The 22084-nt window shown below is 66.8% G+C and carries 17 protein-coding genes and 1 pseudogene; 12 read left to right on the top strand and 6 right to left on the bottom strand.

Annotated features, from left to right (window positions below; translation table 11 throughout):
- Positions 1 to 816 (top strand): hypothetical protein (locus Q0J74_RS04730; protein ID WP_297211354.1); only part of this gene is annotated, 816 nt, incomplete at its 5' end.
- A gap of 63 nt (positions 817 to 879) precedes the next feature.
- Here Q0J74_RS04730 and Q0J74_RS04725 read toward each other — a convergent pair.
- Positions 880 to 1212 (bottom strand): hypothetical protein, encoded by a 333-nt coding sequence (locus tag Q0J74_RS04725; protein WP_297211351.1) that lies wholly within the window; start codon positions 1210 to 1212, stop codon positions 880 to 882.
- A gap of 344 nt (positions 1213 to 1556) precedes the next feature.
- Here Q0J74_RS04725 and Q0J74_RS04720 point away from each other — a divergent pair, with 344 nt between their 5' ends.
- The 6 genes from Q0J74_RS04720 (at position 1557) to Q0J74_RS04695 (ending at position 7908) form a co-directional block, all read left to right on the top strand.
- The gene (locus tag Q0J74_RS04720) at positions 1557 to 1820 is read left to right on the top strand and encodes a YlmC/YmxH family sporulation protein (RefSeq protein WP_297211348.1); all 264 of its coding nucleotides are present in this window, start codon (positions 1557 to 1559) and stop codon (positions 1818 to 1820) included.
- Positions 1821 to 1910: 90 nt separating this feature from the next.
- Complete coding sequence (gene glmS / locus Q0J74_RS04715; protein ID WP_297211345.1) at positions 1911 to 3743, top strand: glutamine--fructose-6-phosphate transaminase (isomerizing); 1833 nt, start codon at positions 1911 to 1913, stop codon at positions 3741 to 3743.
- 11 nt (positions 3744 to 3754) lie between these two features.
- Positions 3755 to 5323 (top strand): ABC transporter substrate-binding protein, encoded by a 1569-nt coding sequence (locus tag Q0J74_RS04710; protein WP_297211342.1) that lies wholly within the window; start codon positions 3755 to 3757, stop codon positions 5321 to 5323.
- A gap of 87 nt (positions 5324 to 5410) precedes the next feature.
- A complete protein-coding gene (locus tag Q0J74_RS04705) occupies positions 5411 to 6367 on the top strand; it encodes an ABC transporter permease (protein WP_297211339.1) in 957 nt (318 codons plus the stop codon).
- A 4-nt stretch (positions 6368 to 6371) separates the two neighbouring features.
- A complete protein-coding gene (locus tag Q0J74_RS04700) occupies positions 6372 to 7241 on the top strand; it encodes an ABC transporter permease (RefSeq protein WP_297211336.1) in 870 nt (289 codons plus the stop codon).
- A 106-nt stretch (positions 7242 to 7347) separates the two neighbouring features.
- Entirely contained in the window at positions 7348 to 7908 is a 561-nt protein-coding gene (locus Q0J74_RS04695; RefSeq protein ID WP_297211333.1) for a winged helix-turn-helix domain-containing protein, read from the top strand.
- A gap of 150 nt (positions 7909 to 8058) precedes the next feature.
- On the opposite strand, the gene Q0J74_RS04690 is transcribed toward Q0J74_RS04695, so the two are convergent.
- Both Q0J74_RS04690 and sigG read right to left on the bottom strand, forming a co-directional pair.
- Entirely contained in the window at positions 8059 to 9150 is a 1092-nt protein-coding gene (locus Q0J74_RS04690) for a hypothetical protein (protein ID WP_297211330.1), read from the bottom strand.
- A gap of 83 nt (positions 9151 to 9233) precedes the next feature.
- Entirely contained in the window at positions 9234 to 10004 is a 771-nt protein-coding gene (sigG, locus tag Q0J74_RS04685; RefSeq protein WP_297211327.1) for an RNA polymerase sporulation sigma factor SigG, read from the bottom strand.
- A 190-nt stretch (positions 10005 to 10194) separates the two neighbouring features.
- Here sigG and Q0J74_RS04680 point away from each other — a divergent pair, with 190 nt between their 5' ends.
- The 5 genes from Q0J74_RS04680 (at position 10195) to Q0J74_RS04660 (ending at position 18284) form a co-directional block, all read left to right on the top strand.
- Complete coding sequence (locus Q0J74_RS04680; RefSeq protein ID WP_297211324.1) at positions 10195 to 11595, top strand: PLP-dependent aminotransferase family protein; 1401 nt, start codon at positions 10195 to 10197, stop codon at positions 11593 to 11595.
- A gap of 186 nt (positions 11596 to 11781) precedes the next feature.
- Positions 11782 to 13401, top strand: coding sequence for a CTP synthase (locus Q0J74_RS04675; protein WP_297211321.1), 1620 nt, complete (start codon positions 11782 to 11784; stop codon positions 13399 to 13401).
- 390 nt (positions 13402 to 13791) lie between these two features.
- Positions 13792 to 14493, top strand: a complete 702-nt coding sequence (locus Q0J74_RS04670; RefSeq protein WP_297211318.1) for an ABC transporter ATP-binding protein — start codon at positions 13792 to 13794, stop codon at positions 14491 to 14493.
- A gap of 1 nt (position 14494) precedes the next feature.
- The gene (locus tag Q0J74_RS04665) at positions 14495 to 16807 is read left to right on the top strand and encodes an ABC transporter permease (RefSeq protein WP_297211316.1); all 2313 of its coding nucleotides are present in this window, start codon (positions 14495 to 14497) and stop codon (positions 16805 to 16807) included.
- Between the two features lie 28 nt (positions 16808 to 16835).
- Entirely contained in the window at positions 16836 to 18284 is a 1449-nt protein-coding gene (locus Q0J74_RS04660) for an efflux RND transporter periplasmic adaptor subunit (protein WP_297211313.1), read from the top strand.
- Positions 18285 to 18573: 289 nt separating this feature from the next.
- Here the strand turns inward: Q0J74_RS04660 and Q0J74_RS04655 are convergent, their stop codons facing one another.
- From Q0J74_RS04655 to Q0J74_RS04645, 3 genes and pseudogenes are all read right to left on the bottom strand, one after another.
- Positions 18574 to 20610 (bottom strand): S-layer homology domain-containing protein, encoded by a 2037-nt coding sequence (locus tag Q0J74_RS04655; protein ID WP_297211311.1) that lies wholly within the window; start codon positions 20608 to 20610, stop codon positions 18574 to 18576.
- Positions 20611 to 20628: 18 nt separating this feature from the next.
- Complete coding sequence (locus tag Q0J74_RS04650; RefSeq protein WP_297211308.1) at positions 20629 to 21810, bottom strand: ABC transporter permease; 1182 nt, start codon at positions 21808 to 21810, stop codon at positions 20629 to 20631.
- Positions 21807 to 22084 (bottom strand): annotated as a pseudogene (locus Q0J74_RS04645) (macrolide ABC transporter ATP-binding protein); the annotation flags it as partial. The gene Q0J74_RS04650 and the pseudogene Q0J74_RS04645, both read right to left, overlap by 4 nt.

Raw genomic sequence — 22084 nt, 5'->3', positions numbered from 1 at the left:
GGCCCTGTACAGGACAGCGCCTGTATCCGGGAGGCCGTCTGCATACACACCAAGAAGATCTACGATTCCTGCAAGGATAAGGACTGCATTGAAGATCTTCGCTTTTATCCCACCCAGAACTCCCAGGCGGCCATTGAGCGGGCCGTCAGCATCAAGGCCGGCAGCGCGGAGCTGCTGTATGTTTACATCGACGTGGAGCCGGTGAGCTTCCACCGGGGCTTCTACACCGTGGATGTGCGCTACTTCTACAAGGTCACCGCCGACGCCTTTGTGGGGGCGGCCCGGCCGGTGGAGGTGAGCGGCCTGTGCGTCTTTGACAAGCGGGTGATTCTGTTCGGCAGCGAGGGCAGCGCCAAGGTCTTCTCCTCCGAGCTGGCGGTGGACGCCCTGGATGAGCAGAGCCTGCGCAAGAGCAATCTCCCCACCGCGGTGGTGGAGGTGGTGGACCCCATCGTGCTGGGCATGAAGCTGGTGGACGTGTGCGAGTGCCACCCCTGCGACTGCGCCCTGTCCGAGGTGCCGCCCTGCATCTGCGGCTGCTTCGGCAGCGAGCTGTGCTTCGGCGGCGAGGGCAAGCGGATCTACGTCACTCTGGGCCAGTTCTCCATCATCCGGCTGGAGCGGGACTCCCAGCTGCTGATGCCGGTGTACGACTACTGCATGCCCGACAAGGAGTGCGCCTGCGGCGGCGGCCACGAGGAGGACCCCTGCGAGCTCTTCCGCCACGTGAAGTTCCCCGTCAACGAGTTCTTTCCCCCCAACGGCCCCGCCCCCCAGGAGGGCTGCCGGGAGCTGAAGGGGTGCTGCCGGAGCTGAACAAGCCCGGGAGGGGCCATTGCGGCGCTGCGCCGCAATGGCCCCTCCCCGTTGTCTCCGGCCCTATTCCACTTTGACAATGGCGGTGAGCACCGGGGCGGCGCCCTCCACGCCCAGCTCCCCGGTGTAGGTGACCTCCACCTTGTCGCCCTCGGCAAAGTCATCCAGGGTCACACCGTCTCCAAAATCCATAACCTGGTACGCCTCATCCTCCGTCAGCAGCACCAGATAGTTGGCAATCTTGTTGATCGTCCCGCGGACCTTCTTGCCCTCCGCCTGCTCCGCGCCGGCGCCGGGCGTGTCCCCGGCCGCCGTCTGCTTTCCGGCGCGTCCGCAGGCGGTCAGCGCCGTTACCAGCAGCAGCAGGGCCATCGTCATGCAAATGGTACGTTTCATATCGCGTTTCCTCACATTCTGTATCTATTTGGCAGGATGGTTCCCAAACCAGCCTTTCCTGTCTCTCAGATACCGTCTCATCCGCCTCCGCCGCGTATCACCCCCGTTTCCTTCCTCCTGTATTCTATTAGACACCCGGCCCCCCCGGATAGTTGCCGCCTTTGCCCGGAAATTTTCTGACGCAGAAGAGGGCAGCCGGCCGCCCGGCTGCCCTGAGCGGGTCGAAAAAGGCTGCATGAGGGACCGGCCTCCCCCCTGCCTGCCCGGATACACAGCTTCCGCGTCTGCCCGCCCGCCTGCCCGCATATATCAAGCAGTAGAGTAAACTGCGGAGGTGCTGTGTGATGAGATGCCGGGTTTCTGAGCTGCGGTACAAGGAGATCATCGACGTGGCCGACGGCAGCCGGTACGGCTATGTGGGGGACGCGGAGGTGGATTTGGAGACGGGGCAGGTGACCCAGCTCATTGTCCCCGGCCGCCTGCGGCTCTTCGGCCTGCTGGGCCGGGAGGAGGACATTCTCTTCCCCTGGTCGGCGGTGCGCCGGTTCGGCGGGGACACCATTTTGGTGGAGCAGGGTCCGCTCCGCCAGACCCGCAGGCGGAATTAAGGCGGATTTCGGCGGTTCCGCCATTGTTTCTTTCCCCCGTTCGTGCTATACTATGTTATTGTTTTCATTTATAGGGCGGAGGGAAGAACTATGTGCGGTATCGTTGGATTTGTGGGCCGGGAGGCTGCGGCCCCCATTCTGCTGGACGGTCTGTCCCGGCTGGAGTACCGGGGGTACGACTCCGCCGGCGTGGCGGTGTACGACCCGGAGCGGGGGCTCCAGGTGGAAAAGGCCAAGGGGCGGCTGAAGGTGCTCTGCCAGCTCACCCGGGACGGGACCACCCTCCGCGGCACCCTTGGCCTGGGCCACACCCGCTGGGCCACCCACGGGGAGCCGTCGGACATCAACTCCCACCCCCAGGTCAGCCAGCAGGGCCGGTTCGCCGTGGTCCACAACGGCATCATTGAAAATTACGTGGCCCTGCGGGAGTTTCTCCAGTCGGAGGGGGTGCGCTTTGCCTCCCAGACCGACACGGAGGTGGTGGCCCAGCTGCTGGAGTACTACTACCACGGCGACCTGCTGGACGCGGTGGTGAAGACCCTCTCCCGCATCCAGGGGGCCTACGCCCTGGGGATTCTGTGCGCCGACTGCCCCGACCGGCTCATCGCCGTGCGGAAGGATTCCCCCCTTATTCTGGGCTTCGGCCGGGGCGCCCACTTCCTGGCCAGCGACGTCACCGCCCTCATCAAGTACACCCGCCAGGTTTGCTACCTGGACGACGGGGAGATTGCCGAGCTTACCCCCGACCACCTGTGGGTGTACGACGCCTATCTCCGCCCGGTGGAGAAGACCCGCCACCACGTGGACTGGGAGATCTCCGCGGCGGAAAAGGGCGGGTACGAGCACTTCATGGCCAAGGAGATCATGGAGCAGCCGGAGGCCATCCGCAAGACCATCTCCCCCCGGATTCAGGACGGCCGGGTGGTGCTGGAGGGCTTTTCCCTCACCGCCCGGGAGGCGGCGGAGCTGGACAAGCTGTGCATCATCGCCTGCGGCTCCTCCTACCACGTGGGGATGGACGCCAAATATATCCTGGAAAAGCTGCTGCGCAAGCCGGTGGAGGTGACCCTGGCCTCGGAGTTCCGGTACTGCGAGCCCATTGTGACGGAGCGCACCCTGGCCCTGGTCATCAGTCAGTCGGGGGAGACCATCGACACCCTGGCCGCCATGCGGGAGGCCAGGCGGCTGGGGGCGCGGGTGCTGTCCATTGTGAACGTGGTGGGCTCCACCATCGCCCGGGAGAGCGACGGGGTGCTCTACACCTGGGCCGGGCCGGAGATCGCCGTGGCCACCACCAAGGCCTACTCCACCCAGCTTGCGGTGATCTACCTCATCGGCCTGTACTGCGCCGGGCTGCTGGGCTCCATTCCCCAGGCGGAGTACGACGCCATCCTGGCCGAGCTCCAGCGCATTCCCGGCAAGCTGGAGGAGATTCTGGCAAACCGCAGCGACATCCAGTACTTCGCCTCCCTCTACTTCAACCACCCCTCCATGTTCTTCATCGGCCGCAACCTGGACTACGCCGTTGGGCTGGAGGGTTCCCTGAAGCTGAAGGAGATCTCCTATATCCACTCGGAGGCCTACGCCGCCGGGGAGCTGAAGCACGGCACCATCTCCCTCATCGAGCCGGGTACCCTGGTGGTGGCCCTGGCGGGGTACGGCGCCCTGTTTGAGAAGACCATGAGCAACGTGGTGGAGGTCAAGAGCCGGGGGGCCGACGTGCTGGGGCTCACCACCCGCAGCCGGGCGGCGGAGATGGCCAAGACCGCCGACCACGTGATCGCCGTCCCCGACACCCACCCCCTGCTGCTGCCCTGCCTGGAGGTGGTCCCCATGCAGCTGCTGGCCTACTACGTGGCCCTCCAGCGGGGCTGCGACATCGACAAGCCCCGGAACCTGGCCAAGTCCGTCACCGTGGAATGAGGAGGACGCCGTTGAAAAAGCTGACTGTACTGCTGCTCTGCCTGGTCCTGGCGCTCCCCCTGGCCGCCTGCGCCCCCAGCCGGGACGCCACCGCCGTGGTGCGCTACGGCCTGTCCAACGCCTGGGACACCCTGATGCCCTATAACAGCCCCTCGGGGAGCAACTACACCCGCATCGTGTGCGACAAGCTCTACGACCGGCTGGCCTACGTCCACGCCGACGGCACCCTGGACCCCAGAAACGCCGCCGCCTGGGAGAGCGCCGACGGCGGCATGGCGGTGCTCTTCTTCCTGGACGAGGGCGCCGCCTTCCACGACGGCACGCCGGTCACCGCCCAGCACTGGGCGGACACCATCGCCCTGATGACAGACCCGGACTGCCCCGCCCTGGGCCGGTCGGTATTCAACGTGCTGGCCGGCACCGACGAGGCCGGCGCCGCCCTCCCGGGGGAGGCGCTGGGGGCGGAGGCGGTGGACACCTACACCCTGAAGCTCACCTTCAAAACCCCCACCACCCCGGAGGACTTCCTGCTGGACCGCAACCGGGAGTTTTACGTGCTGCCCACCCACCTGCTGGAGGGGACGGACCCGGCGGAGGTGCTGGAGCTGCCGCTGTGGCAGGCCCCGGTGGGCTCCGGTCCCCTGACGTTTGTGGAGGAGATCCCCGGCAGCCAGCTCACCCTGGCGGCCAACCCCAACTACCAGCTGGGCCGGCCCGGCTTTGATCTGCTGGTCATCACGGTGATGGACAAGTCCAACCTCCTCCCCTCCCTCATAGCGGGGGATCTGGACTACTACGCCTTCGGAGGCAACCTGGCCGCGGACGACCGGCAGACGGCGGAGGCCGGGGGGATCACGGTGCTGGAGGGGACGGTCCCCAACAGCTTTTACGAGCTGATGCTCAACAATGAGCGCATCTCCAGCTCCGCCGTCCGCCGGGCCATCGACCTGGCCCTGGACAAGCAGGCCCTGTGCCTGCACACCGCCCAGGGGCTGGGGGAACCCACCGCCACCGACCTGACCCCCGGCACGGCATATACCAGCTCCCTCACCTGGAGCCGGGACGTGGAGGGGGCCATGGCCCTGCTGGAGGAGGGGGGATACGACGGGCGGACCTACTCCCTGGCCTGCACCGCCAACCGCTCCGGCCTGGCCGCCCTGATGCAGCAGCAGCTGGCCCAGGCGGGCATCACCACCACCATTGAGACGGTGGACTCCGCCGCCCTCTTTTCCGGCATGGCGGAGGGGACGTACGACATGGCCATCGCCAGCCACACCCCCGGCGCCCTCCCCCTGTGGTTTACCGAGAGCCGGTTCAGTCCGGGCAACAACATCTTCCACGTGGCCGACCTCACCCCCTACACCGGCCTGATTTCCCAGATCAAGGCCGCTTCGGACTCCGGGGCGCGGCAGGCGCTGGTGGACGAGCTTCAGGCTCTGCTGGCCCGGGAGCGGCCCTTCCTCCCCCTGTGGTTCGGCCGCACCCTCCACGCCCAGTCCCCCACGGTGGACAACATCGACTATCCCTCCTCCAGCTTCTCCAACGAGAACGTGTGGGAGTGGACGCTCCAGGCCGGCTGACCGGCCCCAGTCATATAACAGCCTCCGTAGGGCCGCCGCCCAGCGGCCCGTGCCGAAAGGCCGGAAGTGCAGGAGGTAGCATCGCCTATGGGCCGCTATATCAGACGCCGTCTCATCACGGCCATCCCCGTCTTTTTCGGGATTACCCTGCTTGTCTTTCTCATGGTCAATCTGGCCCCCGGCACCATCGTGGATCTGATGGGAGAGGGGGCCTCCTCCGGGGCGGACCGGGCCGCCCTGGAGCAGGCGCTGGGCCTGGACCGGCCCCTGCCCGTCCGGTACGCCGGGTGGCTGGCCGGCCTGCTCCGGGGGGAGCTGGGCCAGTCCTTTTTCTACGACCGGCCGGTGAGCCGGCTCATCGCCCAGCGGGTGGGTCCCTCCCTGCTGCTCACCGGCAGCGGGGTGGCGCTGGCGGTGGTGCTGGCCCTCCCCCTGGGCATCCTGGCCGCCTGGAAGCCCCGCTCCCTGTGGGAGCGGCTGGCCTCCCTGCTCAGCCTGGTGAGCTTCGGCGTCCCCGGCTTCCTTCTCTGCCTGGGGGGGATCGCCCTCTTCTCCGTCACCCTGGGCTGGCTGCCCACCCACGGGATGTATACCTTCGGCACCTTCACCTCCCTGGCCGACCTGCTCCGCCACCTGCTCCTCCCCGCCGGGGTGGTGTGTCTCAGCAGCCTGGGGGAGCTGGTCAAGCAGACCAGGGCCGCCTGCCTGGAGGCCCTGGGACAGGATTACATCCTCACCGCCCGGGCCAAGGGCCTGAGCGAGGGGGCGGTGATGGTGCGCCACGCCTTCCGCGGCTCCCTGGTCCCGGTGCTCACCACCATCCTCAGCCACATCCCCCACATCCTGGGCGGGTCGGTGGTGGTGGAGCAGATCTTCGGCTGGCCGGGCATGGGCAGCCTGCTCTTCTCCGGCATCTCCCAGCGGGACTACCCGGTGGTGATGGGGGTGAGCGTGGTCACCGCCCTGACGGTGCTGCTGACCAATCTGCTGCTGGACCTGGTCTACGGCCTGGCCGACCCCAGGGTGCGGTACGGAAAGGGGTAGGGGGATGGAAGTACACGCCTATCTCCCCCGCAGCCCCTGGGTCCGGTTCCGCGCCAGCCGGCGGGCGATGCTCTGCCTGGCGGTGCTGGGGCTGGAGCTGCTGGCGGTGTTTCTCCTCCCCCCTCTGCTGGGGCTGGAGCCCAACGTGAGCGACCTGGAGGCCGGCTTCTGGGCTTCCCCCTCCCCCGCCCACTGGCTGGGTACCGACGGGGAGGGCCGGGACCTGCTGGCCCGGCTGCTGTGCGGCGGGCAGGTGTCCCTGCTCATCGGCCTGTCCGCCGCCGCCATCAGCACGGCCCTGGGGGTCCCCCTGGGGCTGCTGGCCGGCTACCGCCGGGGCCTGTGGGAGTTCTGGATCATGCGTCTGGCGGACATTGTCCAGTCCTTCCCCAGCATTGTGCTGGTGCTCTGCCTGGTGGCCCTCACCGGCCCCTCCGCCGGGAACATCGTGCTGGTGCTGGGGCTGCTGGGCTGGACGGGGATCGCCCGGCTGGTGTACGGCAACACCCTCACCGTCCGGGACCAGGAGTATATTGTGGCGGTGCGGGCGCTGGGGGCCGGCCGGGGCCTCATCCTGCGGCGCAACGTGCTGCCCAACGTCATCTCCCCGGTGTGGTGCTCCATCCCCCTGCGGGCGGGGCGGGCCATCCTCTCCGAGTCCAGCCTGAGCTTCCTGGGGGTGGGCATCCGCACCCCCCAGGCCTCCTGGGGCAGCCTGATCCAGGCCGCCGCCGACCTGACCGTGCTCACCGGCCGCCCCTGGGCCTGGCTGCCGCCGGCGCTGTGCATCGTCCTCACGGTGTTCTGCCTGGCGGGCATCGGGGACGGGCTGCGGGACGCCCTGGACACCCGGAGCAGGCGCCTGCCCGCCTGACCTGCCCTGGAAGCGCCGGGAAAATCTGTATTTCCTCTTGTCATACAGGAAGTTCCGGTGGTATCATGGTGGTATCCGGATGACAAAGAGAGGGGGGCGCCCGCCCATGTCCAGAATTCTCGATTTGGATCAGAAAAACCAGTTCCGCATTTTGCTGCACCCGGTCCGCCAGGAAATCGTGCATCTGCTGCGCCTCACGGGCCGCCCCCTGTCCGCCAACGGCGTGGCCAGGCGCATGAACCTCTCCCCCGTCGCCGCCCAGGGCCACCTGAAGAAGCTGGCGGAGCTGGGCCTGGTGCTGAGCGAGGCCCGCCGGGACAGGCAGGGGGAGCCGGTGGTGCTCTACACCCTGGACGACGTGGAGATCCGCCTCCACCTGGGAAAGAAGGACGCCTTTCAGGGGGAGCGGGAGGCCATTGCCGCCAACATGGTGGACAGCGTCTTCCGCGGCCTGGTGAACACCACCTACCAGTACCCGGAGGAGGAGCTGGAGCAGCACTGCCTGCTCCGCTTCGGCGCCCTCCACCTCACCGGGGAGGAGCGGGGGGAGCTGATGGCCCTGGTGAGCGACTATCTGAGCAAGCGGCGCATCCTCTCGGAGACCCGGGACGAGCACTGGGAATACGTGCTCATGGCCTACCGGGCGCCGGACGAGACCCAGCGATGACCGCTTCCGCTCTCCGCCGTAAAACTGCCCTTTTACGGCGGAGGAAAAGCAGTGGGGCCGCGCCTGACGGCGCGGCCCCACTCTGTTTGTCGAAAAAGGCTGCATGAAGGATCGGGCGACGATTTCCCCCAAAAAATCGAGGCCGATCTGTCATGATCGGTCCAGCACACCCTTGCGGATGTTCACCACAAAGTCCTGGACGTTGGTGACAATGGTGCGCACCGACAGGCTGCCCCGGTCCCGCAGCTTGTTCACCGCGAACTCCGAGATATCCACCGAGTAGAAGTACACCGGGCGCACCGCCCCGTCCACCACCCGGTAGGAGGGGGTCATGTTGCCGGTGGCCACCGTGTGGAGGGTGGAGGCCATGCAGATGACGGTGGTGGCCTCCCTGACCAGGGCGCGCATGGCGTCCTGCCCCTGGTAGACGTTGCCGTACACCTCGGGCAGGGGTCCGTCGTCCCGCACCGAGCCCACCAGCACGAAGGGGACGCTGTGCTGCACGCACTCGTAGATGATGCCGTCCTTCACCTTGCCCGACCGGACAAAGGCGGCGGTGGAGCCGGCCAGGCGGACGGCGTTGAGGGTGTCGATGTGGTTGTAGTGGCCGTTGGGCATGCTCTTCTGGGTGTAGATGTCCTGCCCCAGGGCGGTGCGGAGATAGCCCGCCTCCAGGTCGTGGGTGGCCAGGGCGTTGCCCGCCAGCACCCCGTGGACATAGCCCCCCCGCACCAGGGCGGCAAAGGCGTCCCGGGCGTCATGGTCGAAGGCGCAGGCGGGTCCCATCACCCACAGGATGCGCCCGTGGACCTTCTCGTAGCGCAGCAGCTCGTAGATGGAGTCGTAGTCCATGGAGTAGGCCGTCTCCCGGGAGCGGCCCTGGCGGAAGGAGAAGGTCTCCCGCTCCCCCTTCTCCTGCTCAAAGCCGCCGGCATGGACATAGATGCCCTGGGAGCCGTCCTCGGTGCGGCCCACCGCCACCGGCTCCCCCGCCTTCAGGTTGCGGAACTCCACCACCGCGATCTTCCCGTCCCGCAGGGCGGCCACGCAGTCCATCCGGCTCTCCTCGGCCAGAAGCCAGCTCCCGTTTACTTTGAAATACTCCGGAAAAATACTGGTGGCGTGATACCCCTCCGGCGCCACGCCGTCCCTGGGGGCGGGCTGGAACACCGCGTCGGGGGCGTGCTTGAGCTGCGCCTGCGCAAAGTCAGGCCCGTGAAATTCAGGGAGTGTAAAGCTCATGGGAAACAGAACTCCTTTCTCTTTCTGTGGTCCTGTCTATTGTACCATGTCCCGCCGGCGGCTGGCAATCGCTTTCCGCCGCCTCAGAGATTCTTTTTGATCTGGTTGATGGCGTTTTTTTCCAGCCTGGACACCTGCGCCTGGGAGATCCCCACCTCGGCGGACACCTCCATCTGGGTCTTGCCCTGGAAGAAGCGCAGGGCCAGGATGTGCCGCTCCCGGTCGGTGAGCCGGGCCATGGCCTCCTTCAGGGCGATGTGCTCCAGCCAGCTCTCGTCGGTGTTTTTGGCGTCCTTCACCTGGTCCATGACGCAGATGGTGTCCCCTCCGTGGTCGTACACCGGCTCGTAGAGGGACACCGGGTCCAACACCGCGTCCAGGGCGAACACCACGTCCTCCCGTTTCAGCTCCAGCAGCCCGGCAATCTCGTCGATGCCCGGCTCCCGCTGGTGCTCGGCCAGGAACTTCTCCTTGGCCTGGAGCACCCGGTAGGCGGTGTCCCGCATGGACCGGGACACCCGCAGGGTGGAGTTGTCCCGGAGGTAGCGCCGGATCTCCCCCACAATCATGGGGACGCCGTAGGTGGAAAAGCGCACGTCCAGGTCCATGTTGAAGTTGTCGATGGCCTTGATCAGGCCGATGCACCCCACCTGGAACAGGTCGTCCACATTCTCCCCCCGGTTGGAGAACTTCTGAATCACCGAGAGCACCAGGCGCAGGTTGCCGGCGATGAGCTGCTCCCGGGCGTCCATGTCCCCCTGCTTGGTGCGGCGGAGCAGCTCCATGGTCTCCTCGTTTTTCAGCACCTTCAGCTTCGACGTGTTGACGCCGCAGATCTCCACTTTTCCCTGCACGGCTCTGCCCCCTTGCCTCGGAATCTGAGTTCAGTATGTCCGGGACGCACCCGTTCATACCGCGGGGCCGGGGGCTATATTTTTTATCGTCAGACCGCTTTCGATGGACTTCGCCCGGCCGGTTGCTATTTGACCCGGCCGGGGTTATACTATTGGGGAAACACAATCAGGTCAGTCGGGAGGCTTGCCCATGCTCACCCCCATTCTGGACGGCACCAACCGCCGTCCCCTATACGAACAGCTCTACCGCCACATCCGGGGGGAGATCGAGGCCGGACGGCTGAAGGCCGGGACCCGGCTGCCCTCCAAGCGGACCCTGGCCGCCCATCTGAAGGTGAGCGTGGTGACGGTGGAGGGGGCCTACGACCAGCTGCTGGCGGAGGGCTACCTGCGCTCCGAACCCCGGCGGGGCTTTTTCGTCCAGGCGGAGGCCCAGCCCCCACGGCCCGCCCCGCCGGCGCCGGCGCCGCTCCAGGGGGAGCCGGCCCGCCCCGCTTTCCGCTGGGACTTCTCCACCGGCGGGGTGGACACCGCCCTGTTCCCCTTCTCCACCTGGGCAAAGCTGATGCGGCAGGTCCTCTCCGAGCAGGAGGACCGGCTGCTCTCCGCCCCCCATCCCCAGGGGGTGGCGGAGCTGCGCCAGGCCATTGCGGCCCACCTCTACCGTTTCCGGGGCATCCAGGCCCATCCGGACCAGATCGTGGTGGGGGCCGGGTCGGAGACTCTGATCGGCCTGCTGGTGCAGCTGCTGGGCCGGCATGGGGCCTACGGCGTGGAGGACCCGGGCTACGCCAAGACCCACCGCATCCTCACCAGCTGCGGCGCCCGGGTGGAGCCCATTCCCCTGGACCGGCAGGGCCTGCGGGTGGAGGCGCTGGAGGCGCGGCAGGTGCGGGTGGTCCACGTCACCCCCTCCCACCACTTCCCCCTGGGCATCATCATGCCCGTCCCCCGGCGGCAGGCCCTGCTGCGGTGGGCCGCCGGCGGGCCGGAGCGCTACGTCATCGAGGACGACTACGACAGCGAGTTCCGTTTCTCCGGCCGGCCCATCCCCGCCCTCCAGAGCCTGGACGGCGGCGGCCGGGTGATCTACCTGAACACCTTTGCCAAGACCCTGGCCCCCTCCCTGCGGGTGAGCTATATGGTGCTCCCCCCCGCCCTGGCGGAGCGGTGGCGGCGGGAGTTCTGGTTCTACTCCTCCACCGTCCCCTCCTTTGAGCAGTATGCCCTGGCCCGGTTTATGGAGGGGGGGCAGTTTGAGCGCCACCTCAACCGCACCCGCACCCGGTACAAGGCCCGGCGGGAGGCCCTGCTGGCCGCCGCCCGGGACTGCGGCCTGCTGGAGGCCGGCTCCTTCTCCGGGGGAGAGGCGGGGCTGCACCTGCTGCTGTGGATGGACCGGCGGTGGTCCGAGGCCGAGCTGGTGGAGCGGGCCGCCCAGGCCGGGGTGGGTCTGGCCCCCCTGTCGGCCTGCGACCTCTCCCCCACCCCCAGCCAGCGGCCTCCCGCCCTCATCCTGGGCTACACCCGCATCGACGCCCGGGAGATGGCCCCCGCCCTGGCCCGGCTGAAGCGGGCCTGGGGCTTCTGAACAGGAAAAGGCCGCCGCCCGCGCCGGTCTCCCGGTTCGGCCGCACCGCCGCAGTCCGTCCTCTTTTGCAGGATTCCTCTTGACATCCTGCAAAAACAGGGGTATCCTATCTCTGTTCAAGGGCAGAGAGGTCCCGAATGGCGCGGGATCTCTCCGCCCTTTTGATTTGGGAAAGGAGTCCTCACTGTGACGAAATATATCTTTGTAACCGGCGGCGTGGTGTCCGGCCTGGGCAAGGGCATCACCGCCGCCTCCCTGGGGCGGCTGCTGAAGGCCAGGGGGCTGAGGGTGGCGGCCCAGAAGCTGGACCCCTACATCAACGTGGACCCCGGCACCATGAGTCCCTACCAGCACGGGGAGGTCTTCGTCACCGAGGACGGGGCGGAGACCGACCTGGATCTGGGCCACTACGAGCGGTTCATCGACGAGGATCTGAACCGCTACTCCAACCTGACCACCGGCCGGGTATACTCCAACGTCATCGCCAAGGAGCGGCAGGGGGCCTATCTGGGCGGCACGGTGCAGACCATCCCCCACATCACCGACGAGATCAAGCGCTTTGTTTACAGCGTGGGGAAAAAAACCGGCGCCCACGTGGTCCTCACGGAAATCGGCGGCACCACCGGCGACATCGAGAGCCAGCCCTTCCTGGAGGCCATCCGCCAGGTGGGCCGGGAGGTGGGCCGGGACAACTGCCTGTACCTCCACGTCACCCTGGTCCCCTACCTGCGGGCCTCCGGGGAGCACAAGTCCAAGCCCACCCAGCACTCGGTGAAGGAGCTTCAGGGCTTCGGCATCTCCCCCGACCTGATTGTGCTGCGGTGCGACGAACCCATAGAGGACGAGCACGTGTTTGAAAAGATCGCCGGCTTCTGCGGGGTGGGCCGGGACTGCGTCATTGAAAACCGCACCCTGCCCAACCTGTACGAGGCGCCCCTGATGCTGGAGCAGGCGGGGCTCGCCCGGGCGGTGTGCCGCCGGCTGGGCCTGGATGTCCCGGAGCCGGAGCTGGCGGAGTGGCGGGCGCTGGTGGAGCGCATGGCCCGCCCGGAGCGGAGGGTGACCATCGCCCTGGTGGGCAAATATGTCCAGCTCCACGACGCCTATCTCTCCGTGGCGGAGGCCCTGCGCCACGGGGGGTATGACCTGCGGGCAAGGGTGGACATCCGGTGGGTGGATTCCGAGACCCTCACCTGGGAGAGCTGTCCCCAAGTCCTGGGCGGGGCGGACGGCATTCTGGTTCCCGGCGGCTTCGGCAGCCGGGGCGTCGAGGGGATGGTCCTGGCCGCCCGGTACGCCCGGACCCACCGGCTGCCCTACCTGGGCATCTGCCTGGGAATGCAGGTGGCGGTGATCGAACTTGCGCGGGACGGGGCCGGACTGGCAGCGGCCGGCTCCGGGGAATTTGACCCGGACTGCCCCTGCAAGGTGATCGACTTCATGCCCGGCCAGAGCGACGCCCTTGACAAGGGCGGCACCCTCCGGCTGGGCAGCTGGCCCTGCCGGGTGCGGGCGGGTACCCTGCTGGAGCGGTGCTACGGCCAGAGCCTGATCCACGAGCGTCACCGCCACCGCTATGAGTTCAACAACCGGTACCGGCAGGTTCTGGAGCAGGCCGGCCTCACCGTCAGCGGCACCTCCCCCGACGGCCGGCTGGTGGAGGCGGTGGAGGTGGAGGACCACCCCTTCTTCCTGGGGGTGCAGTTCCACCCCGAATTCAAAAGCCGGCCCAACCGCCCCCATCCCCTCTTCCTGGGCTTCCTGGCCGCCGCGCTGGGGGAAGAAAATTCGTTCGGAACCGGTTGAATCCACAGCGGTCTGTCTGAAAAGGCGGGCCGCTTTTCTACGTCCCGCCGCCTTGACGCCGCGCGAGGAAAAACGCTATAATAATGTCTGCTGAATAAACCGTAAAGCGGTTTATTCTCGCGGCGGCAGCCGCGCAATTCCATCAAAGCGGCGCAGAAGAGCCGCTTTGATGGAATTCAGCCATTGTTACAATGCGTATTTCCACTGGTGCGTGAAGACGCACCAGTGGAAGGTGCAAGGGTTTTGGGCGAAATGCTCCAAAACCCTTGCACGAGAACAAAGCTACTTGGCCTTGAAAACCTTGGCTTTCAAGGCGTTCGGCTTTGTTCAGTACGCATTAGAATAAGACAAAAATCACCGGCCCGTTTGGGTCCGAGGGGGGGAGTGTCCATGGCGGGCGTACGGCTGGAGCACGTGGTGCGGGAATATGTCATGGGCAAGACCACCATCCGGGCGGTGGACGACGTGAGCTTTGCCATCCCCGAGGGCAAGTACACCATCATCCTGGGGGCCAGCGGCGCGGGCAAGTCCACGGTGCTCAACATTCTGGGGGGCATGGATTCCCCCACCGGGGGCAAGGTCTTTGTCAACGACCGGGAGATCTCCAGCTTCAACAAAAAGCAGCTCACCCAGTACCGGCGGGAGAGCATCGGCTTCGTGTTCCAGTTCTATAACCTGATGCCCAGCCTGACGGTGCTGGAAAACGTGGAGCTGGCCAGCCAGATCTGCAAAAACCCCCTGGACGCCAGGTCGGTGCTGGAGATGGTGGGGCTGGGCGACCGGGCGGACAACTTCCCCGCCCAGTGCTCCGGTGGGGAGCAGCAGCGGGGGGCCATCGCCCGGGCGCTGGCCAAAAATCCCGACGTGCTGCTGTGCGACGAACCCACCGGCGCCCTGGACTATGTGACGGGCAAGGCCATTCTGGCCCTGCTCCACGATTTGTGCCGCACCAGTAAAAAGACGGTGGTGGTGGTCACCCATAACGGAGCGCTGGCCCCCACCGCCGATATTGTCATCCGCATGAAGAGCGGGAGGATCGAGTCCTTTGCGGAAAATCCCAACCCGGTGCCGGTGCAGGAGCTGGAGTGGTAGCATGATCTGGAGGAACTTTTTCCGGGACCTGCGGCGCACCGCCTCCCGGCTCATCTCGGTGAGCATCATCACTATGATCGCCGTGGTGGTGTATACCGGCCTGAGCGGCATCATCTACAACGTGGACCGGATCATGGGGTCCTATTACCAAGCGCAGAACGTGGCCGGCTACTGGATCACCGGCGTGGGGCTGGACATGGGGGACTGCCGGGCGCTGGAGGGGCTGGAGGGGGTCACCGGGGTGCAGCCCCGGGTGGTGCTGGACGCCGAGGAGCGGCATGACAGCGGCATAACCCTCTCCCTCTACGGGGTGCCGGAGGCGTGGGAGATCAACATCCCCTATGTGACGGCGGGCCGCCTGCCGGAGGGCAACCGGGAGATCTTTCTCAGCGACCAGTTCGCCCAGGCCAGGGGGCTGGAGGTGGGGGACTGGTACGAGATCACCCTCACCGGACTGGGGGTCCACCTCCGCCTCCAGGTGTGCGGGCTGGGCAAGAACCCGGAGTGCCTCTACCCCATCAACGCCACCACCCCCTCCCCCGACCTGTCCCGGTACGGCTTTGCCTATGTGAAGGAGGAGGCCCTCCAGGACATCCTGGGTCCCCATATCTACAATCAGATCTGCATCACCGCCGCCGACGGCGTACCCACCGCCCAGATCCGGGCGGCGGTGGACGGCGTTCTGGGCAGCAAGGTGGTCAACATCCTGACCCTGGCGGACAACCAGCAGGCCTACGCCCTGATGGAGGCCAAAAACAACCTCACCCCCATCCTCACCTTCTTCCCCACCCTGTTTTTCCTGTGCGCGGTGCTGATGATGGTGAGCACCATGAACCGGCTCATCGAGAGCGCCCGGACCGACATCGGTACCTTCAAGGCCCTGGGCTATTCCGACGGGACCATCTTGCGCTACTACCTGCTCCACGCCCTGCTGGTGGTGGTGTTCGGCTTCCCCATCGGGGCGGTGCTGGGCCGGCCCATCGCCGCCCTGATCGTGTGGACCATCGCCACCGGCTGCGACCTGCCTGCCGCCCCCATCGTCCACGACTTTGCCGCCTGGGGGCAGGCCCTGGGGCTTACCGCCCTGTGCTGCCTGGGCAGCGCCTGGCTGGTGGCCCGCTCCCTGCTGAAGGAGACCCCCGCCCAGTGCATGCGCCCCAAGGCCCCCAAGGGAGGCAGCTCCCTGCTGCTGGAGCACGTCCGCCCCCTGTGGCGGCGCCTGGGCTTCAACCAGAAGTACATCCTGCGCAACACCTTCCGCAACAAGGTGCGGCTGCTCACGTGCGTGGTGGGCATCGCCTTCTGCATGGCCCTGGTGTTCATGGCCTTCGCCATCAAGGACTCCATGGACGCCTACTCCAACACCATGGCCCGAAATCAGAACAGCTACGACCTCATGGTTGATTTGAATACCGCCGTCACCGAGAGCCAGTACAGCCGCCTGGCCTCCTCCCCCGGCGTCACCGGGGCGGAGCTGGAGATGACCACCACCTGCTGGCTGTACAGCCCCGGCCAGCGGGCCACCACCACCCTGACGGTGGCGGAGGACGTGGTCTCCCTCCATCTGTACGACCCCTATGCCGCCGCCCCCCTGGCCCTGCCGGAGGAGGGGCTGGTGCTGGAAAAGCTGCTGGCCGACGAGCTGGGGCTGGAGGAGGGGGACAGCGTCACCCTCCGCTTCACCGGGGAGAGCGGGTATGTCACCCTGACGGTGGCGGAGGTCAACCGCTGCGTCAGCGGCGCCTACGTCAGCCGCAGCCTCTGGCGGAGTCTGGGCCGGGCCTACACCCCCACCGCCGCCTACCTCACCGCCGGGGACACCCTCCTGCTGGAGCAGCAGCTGGACGGCTACGACTTTGTGGACGGCTGGCAGAGCCGGCAGAGCGTCACCGCCGCGGTGGTGGAGAAGATGGAGAACACCTCCATGGTGGTGTACATCCTCATCGTCTTCGGCGGCGGGCTGGCCTGCATCGTCATCTACAACCTGGGGATTATGAGCTTTTTTGAGCAGATCCGCAGCCTGGCCACCCTGATGGTGCTGGGCTTTTACCAGCGGGAGATCAAGCGCCTTCAGCTGAGCGAAAACCTGATCTTCGCCGCGGTGGGCATTGTGCTGGGCATCCCCCTGGGCATCGGGCTGGACCGGTTTCTCATTCTGTCCATCACCGCCATGCCCCTGGAGGTGGTGGTCACCCCCCGGGCCATCGCCCTGTCCTGCGGGGTGACCATGGCCTTCGCCCTGGCGGTGAACGCGGTGATCGGGCGGAAAATGCGGGAGATCGACATGCTGGGCGCGCTGAAGAGCATCGAATAGGCGCCCTTTTTCAAGCGAGGTGAATGGGATGGCTCACAACAAGAAATCCGGGCGCAGGGTCCTGGCCTGCCTGATGGGCCTGGCCCTGCTGGCCGGCTGCTCCCAGGAAAACGGCGGCGAAACAACCACCGTCTTCCCCGACGTGGGGCCGGTGGAGAACACCGTGGAGGACACCGGCACCGTCACCTACCGGGACAACTACACCATCGTCCCCCAGGTGGGCGGCACGGTGGTGTCCTGCGCCATTGCGGAGGGGGACGCCGTCACCGCCGGACAGGAGCTGTACGTCATCGACGCCGGCGAGCTGGAGGACCAGATCGAGCAGGCCCGCCTCTCCCTGGACAGCGCCCAGGCCACCCTCAGTCAGGCCCAGGCGGCCTGTGAAGACCTGTCCGTGGTGTCCTACGCCTCCGGCACCGTCACCGCCGTTCTGGTCCACGTGGGGGACTTTGTCTCCTCCGGCACCCCCGTGGCCCAGGTGGTGGACGACCAGAACCTGACGCTCACCGTCCCCTTCTTCTCCCAGGACGCCGCCGGGTTTGCGGTGGGAGACAGCGCCGTTATCTCCTTCCCCAGCCGGGGGGAGACGGTGGACGGCACGGTGAAGCGGGTCTACGACACCCCCAGCGCCCTCTCCGGCGGCCGGTCGGGGGTATATGTGGAGCTGGCCTTCCGCAACCCCGGCACCGTGCTCAGCGGAGACGCCGCCTCGGCCAGCGTGGGCGCAGCTGCCTGCATGGACACGGGGAGCGTAAGCTACGCCACCGAGCAGTCCATTTACGCCGCCCAGTCCGGCCAGGTGATGACCCTGCCCCTTGAGGCGGGCAGCGCCGTCACCGCCGGGCAGACGGTGATGACCATCAAAAACGACAGCCTCACCAACGCCGTCACCAACGCCGCCCTGTCGGTGGAATCGGCCCGCACCTCCCTGGAGCAGCTGGAGGCCAAGCGGAGCGACTACACCATCCTGGCCCCGGCGGACGGCATCATCCTCACCCGGTCGGTCAAGGCCGGGGATCTGGCGGCGGCGGGTTCCCCCATGGCGGTACTGGCCCAGCCGGAGGAGCTGTGCGTCCACGCCCAGATCAACGAGCAGTATATCGAGCGGATCTGGCCCGGCCAGCAGGCGCAGATCTCCTTTACCGACGACACCGGCCAGGCCAGAAGCTATACCGGCACGGTGGCGCGCATCGACGACACCGGCATCACCTCCGGCGGCGTCACCGACTACACGGTGGAGCTCTCCCTGGACGACCTCACCGGCCTGCGGGACGGGATGAACGTCAGCGTGGCCATCACCACCGAGAGGAAGGAGGACTGCCTCCGGGTTCCCTCCCGGGCGGTGAGCGGCGGCACGGTCCAGGTGCTCCGGGACGGCAAAGCCGTGGAGGTGCCGGTGGAGACCGGTCTCTCCGGCGGCGGGTATACGGAAATCCTCCAGGGGCTGACCGCAGAGGACGCGGTCATCCTCCCCTGAGGCACGAAAAAGCGGCGTACAGGCTGTGCCTGTACACCGCTTGAGGCTGTCGAAAAAGTGACAGAGCCACTTTTTCGAGTAGGATGCAGGCCGCTGCGCGCAGGATTTGTCCGCCGCAGGCGGACAAATCCCACTCTTGCGGCCTGAGCAGTGTTTTCAGCCACGCACATGTCGCGGCTGAAAACAGGGTTCCACTTCCTTCGCGCCTGCGGGCGCGAACTCTGCGAGGCTTTTTCGATAAGCAGAAAGCGGTGTACAGGCTGTGCCTGTACACCGCTTTCTGCTTTTATTATTGGGTTGCGAGAATGCGCACCACGGCATCGGTGCCGGGCGTGCCGCTGTAATAGACGGTAAAGGTACCGGCATAGGCCTTGGCCTGGGCCAGGGTGATCCAGCTGCCGTTGTCGGTGTTGTAGACCTGCACCTCTTCGCTGATCGGGATTCGGATGCCGTCCACCACCACGGCCTCCTCCCCGTCAAAGGCGGCGCGGGCCACATCCTTGGCCTGGGTGAGGGTACACACGGCCACCACCTTCCCCTCCCCGTTGACGGCGATGCCGCCCATGGTGCCTTTCGGCACCGTCTGGCCGCTCAGGTAGCTCTGGCTGACGCCGGCGCTGTTCTCCACCGTGAGGGTGGCGTTGGTATAGCTCATGGAGCCGCTGCCGCCGCTGGCCTCCCCGGACTCCAGCTTGCCGTAGGTGTACGCCCCGCCGGTCACATCGTCCAGCAGCAGCACGCTCACCTCTCCCCGGTCGTCGGTGGCGTAGAAATCGATCTTGCTGGCGGAGACGGTGCTCACCAGGATGTCCGCCAGGTCAAGCTCCACCACCGTGCTGTCCTTTACCCGCTCGTAGACGGCCACATCCTCCGCCAGGGGGATGCTGCCCAGGGTGTTCCGGGTCAGATCCAGGGAGAGGGTGCCGCTCTTTTCCGCCAAAGTGACCGACAGCGTTCCGATGCCGGTGGAGGTGACCTGCACCAGCTCCCCGCTCTGGGCCGAGCTGCTGCCGGTGATGGTCCCCCTGGCGGTCAGGCCGCAGGTCAGCGCCACCTCCCCGCTGCCCAGCACGCCGTACAGCTCCGCCTGCTTCTCACTGGAGGATACGGCGGAGACCACCTCTCCCGCCCCGTTGAGGGTGACGGTGATCCGCGCCCCCACCGCAAACTGGCTCAGACTGCTCCGGCCTTCCTCCGCCACGTCCAGCTCCATCCCCAGCAGGGTGATGGTGTCCGGGGCGGCGGCGTTGGGGCTTGCCCCCTCGTAATAGCCGCTGAGCATGACGCCCTGGTAGGCAACCGCCTGGGAGGCGGTCACCAGGTCCACGGTACCATTTTTGTTGGAATAGAGGGTGACGCTGTCCCGGCCCTCCAGGTCGTACCAGCAGGCGCCGTAGGTGGTGAGGGTGTCGTCCAGCAGGACGTCCACCGAATTGGAGATGCTGACAAAGCTGCCGGCGGTGTCGGTTATGCCGCTGGCGGACACCTGGGAGATGCTTATGGTGCGGCACACCGTATCGTCCGGCAAAAAGCCGGACGCCGCCCCCGTCTTGTCCAGCAGCAGGGTACCCCGGCGCCCCGCCAGGGCCGCGGACAGCTCCGCCGCCGGCTCATAGTAGCTGATGCCCTGGGCGGTGCAGATCTGCACCAGGCCGCTGGTGCCGTCGTCGGCCTGGGCGTCCACATCCAGCAGCACCGCGTCGTCCACCTTGGAGGCGCACAGCCTGTCGATGTAGTCGCCCCCCTCCTTGTCGGTGAGGGAGAGCAGGCCGTAGAGCAGCAGGGCGGCCTCTCCCCGGGTGAGGGCGTGATTGGGGTCGCTGGAAATCCCATCCAGCAAGCCCAGCTGCTCCCCCAGATTCATGTAGTCCTCCGGCCAGAAGGGACCCACGTCCTCCACGGTGTAGCCCAGCAGGTGGAGGACCACCGTCACCGCCTGGCCCACCGTCACCGCGTCCTCCGGGCCGAAGGCGCCGTTTCCGTAGCCGGAGACCAGACCCTCCTCATAGGCCAGGTTGATGTAGGGCGCCGCCCAGTGGCCGCCCGCCACGTCGGAAAACAGGGTGCGGTAGGCGCTGCCCGCCACCTGGTCCCCGTGGCCCTCCGCCAGCACCGCCAGCTTGCAGAACTGGGCGCGGGTCAGGCCCTCCGAGGGGTGGTAGGCCCCGTCGGAGTAGCCGGAGACAATGCCCAGGCTGTACAGCACCTCCACCGCCTGGGCGGTGTCGCCGCTGACATCGGTAAAGGCCGAGGCCGGGGCGGGCAGGACCGCCAGAGTGAGGCACAGCCCCGCCGCCGTCACCAGGGCGCAGAGTGTTCGTTTCAATGGAATCTCCCCCTTCTCTCATTCCGCCCGCAGGGCGTCCACCGGCTGGAGGTTGGAGGCCTTCACCGCCGGATATATGCCGAAGACAATGCCGATGACCACCGAGAACCCGAAGGCCCCCGCCGTCACCAGGCCGCCGGGCAGCAGGATCAGATCGTACATGGCCTTGCCCAGCACCAGGCTCAGGCCGAAGCCCAGCAGAATGCCGATGACACCCCCCATGCCGCTGAGGATGGCGGCCTCCACCAGAAACTGGCCCACAATCTCTCCCCGGGGGGCGCCGATGGACTTTTTGATGCCGATCTCCCGGGTGCGCTCGGTCACCGTCACCAGCATGATGTTCATAATGCCGATGCCCCCAACCAGCAGGGCGATGCCGGCAATGCCCCCCAGCACCACGCTCATGGAGGTCATCTCCTCGGTGGATTCGGTCATGGCGGCGTTGCCGTTCTCCAGCTCATACTCCCCCACGGTGGAGGGGATGGTGTCCGCCAGCAGCGTCTCCAGGCCGGCCATCACCTGGTCCATGTGCTGGGAGGTGTCCACCTTCACGGTGAAGGAGGTGAGGTAGCCGCTGCCCAGAATGGACCGGTTCAGGGAATAGGGAATCACCGCCAGGTCGTCCATGGAGCCCTCGCTCCCCCCGTCCTTCTGGTAGTAGGTCCCCACCACCGTGAACGGATTGCCGGCGATGTAAACGGTCTGGCCGACGGGGTCGGCGTACTGGAAGAGGCTGTCGGCCACATAGGAGCCCAGCACGCACACCAGGCTGCGCCCCTCGATGTCCACGGCGCTGATTTCCCGGCCGTTCTCCAGGGTGTAGTTGTTGCAGGCGGCATACTGGTCGCTGCCGAAATACACCGAGGAGCTGTCCAGCGTGGTGGTGCGGTACTTCAGGGGAAGGGAGACGGACAGCGCGGGGCTTACCCCCTCCACCACGTCGCCCAGCTCCCCGTTGCCGTAGGCGTACAGGGCGTCCATCACGTCCACCGAGCGGCTGGCGTCGTACCAGGTGACGGTGACGTTGACTTTGTTGACCCCCAGCTTCTCGTAATAGGCGGTGATGTCGGCGTTGTAGCCCGACACCAGGGCCACCAGCACCAGCACTGCGGTCACGCCGATGATGATGCCCAGCATGGTGAGAAAGGAGCGGCCCTTCTTCTCCCGAATGGACTCCAGGGCCATACCCACTGCGTTCACAGCGCCACCGCCCGGGCCACGGGCAGATCCACCAGTACCCCGTCCCACAGGCTGTCGTGGACGATTTTGCCGTCCATCACCCGCACGGTGCGGTGGGCCTGGGCGGCGATGCCGTTGTCGTGGGTGATGAGGATGACGGTGGCGCCGCCCCGGTTCATCTCCTGCATCAGCTCCAGCACCTGGGCGCCGGTCTTGGAGTCCAGGGCGCCGGTGGGCTCGTCGGCCATGAGGATGGGGGAGCGGGCGGCAATGGCCCGGGCAATGGCCACCCGCT

The sequence above is a fragment of the uncultured Flavonifractor sp. genome, assembly GCF_944387675.1.
In the GTDB taxonomy this organism is placed as follows: Bacteria; Bacillota; Clostridia; order Oscillospirales; family Oscillospiraceae; genus Flavonifractor.
This window is presented reverse-complemented; position numbering and strand designations above follow the sequence as displayed.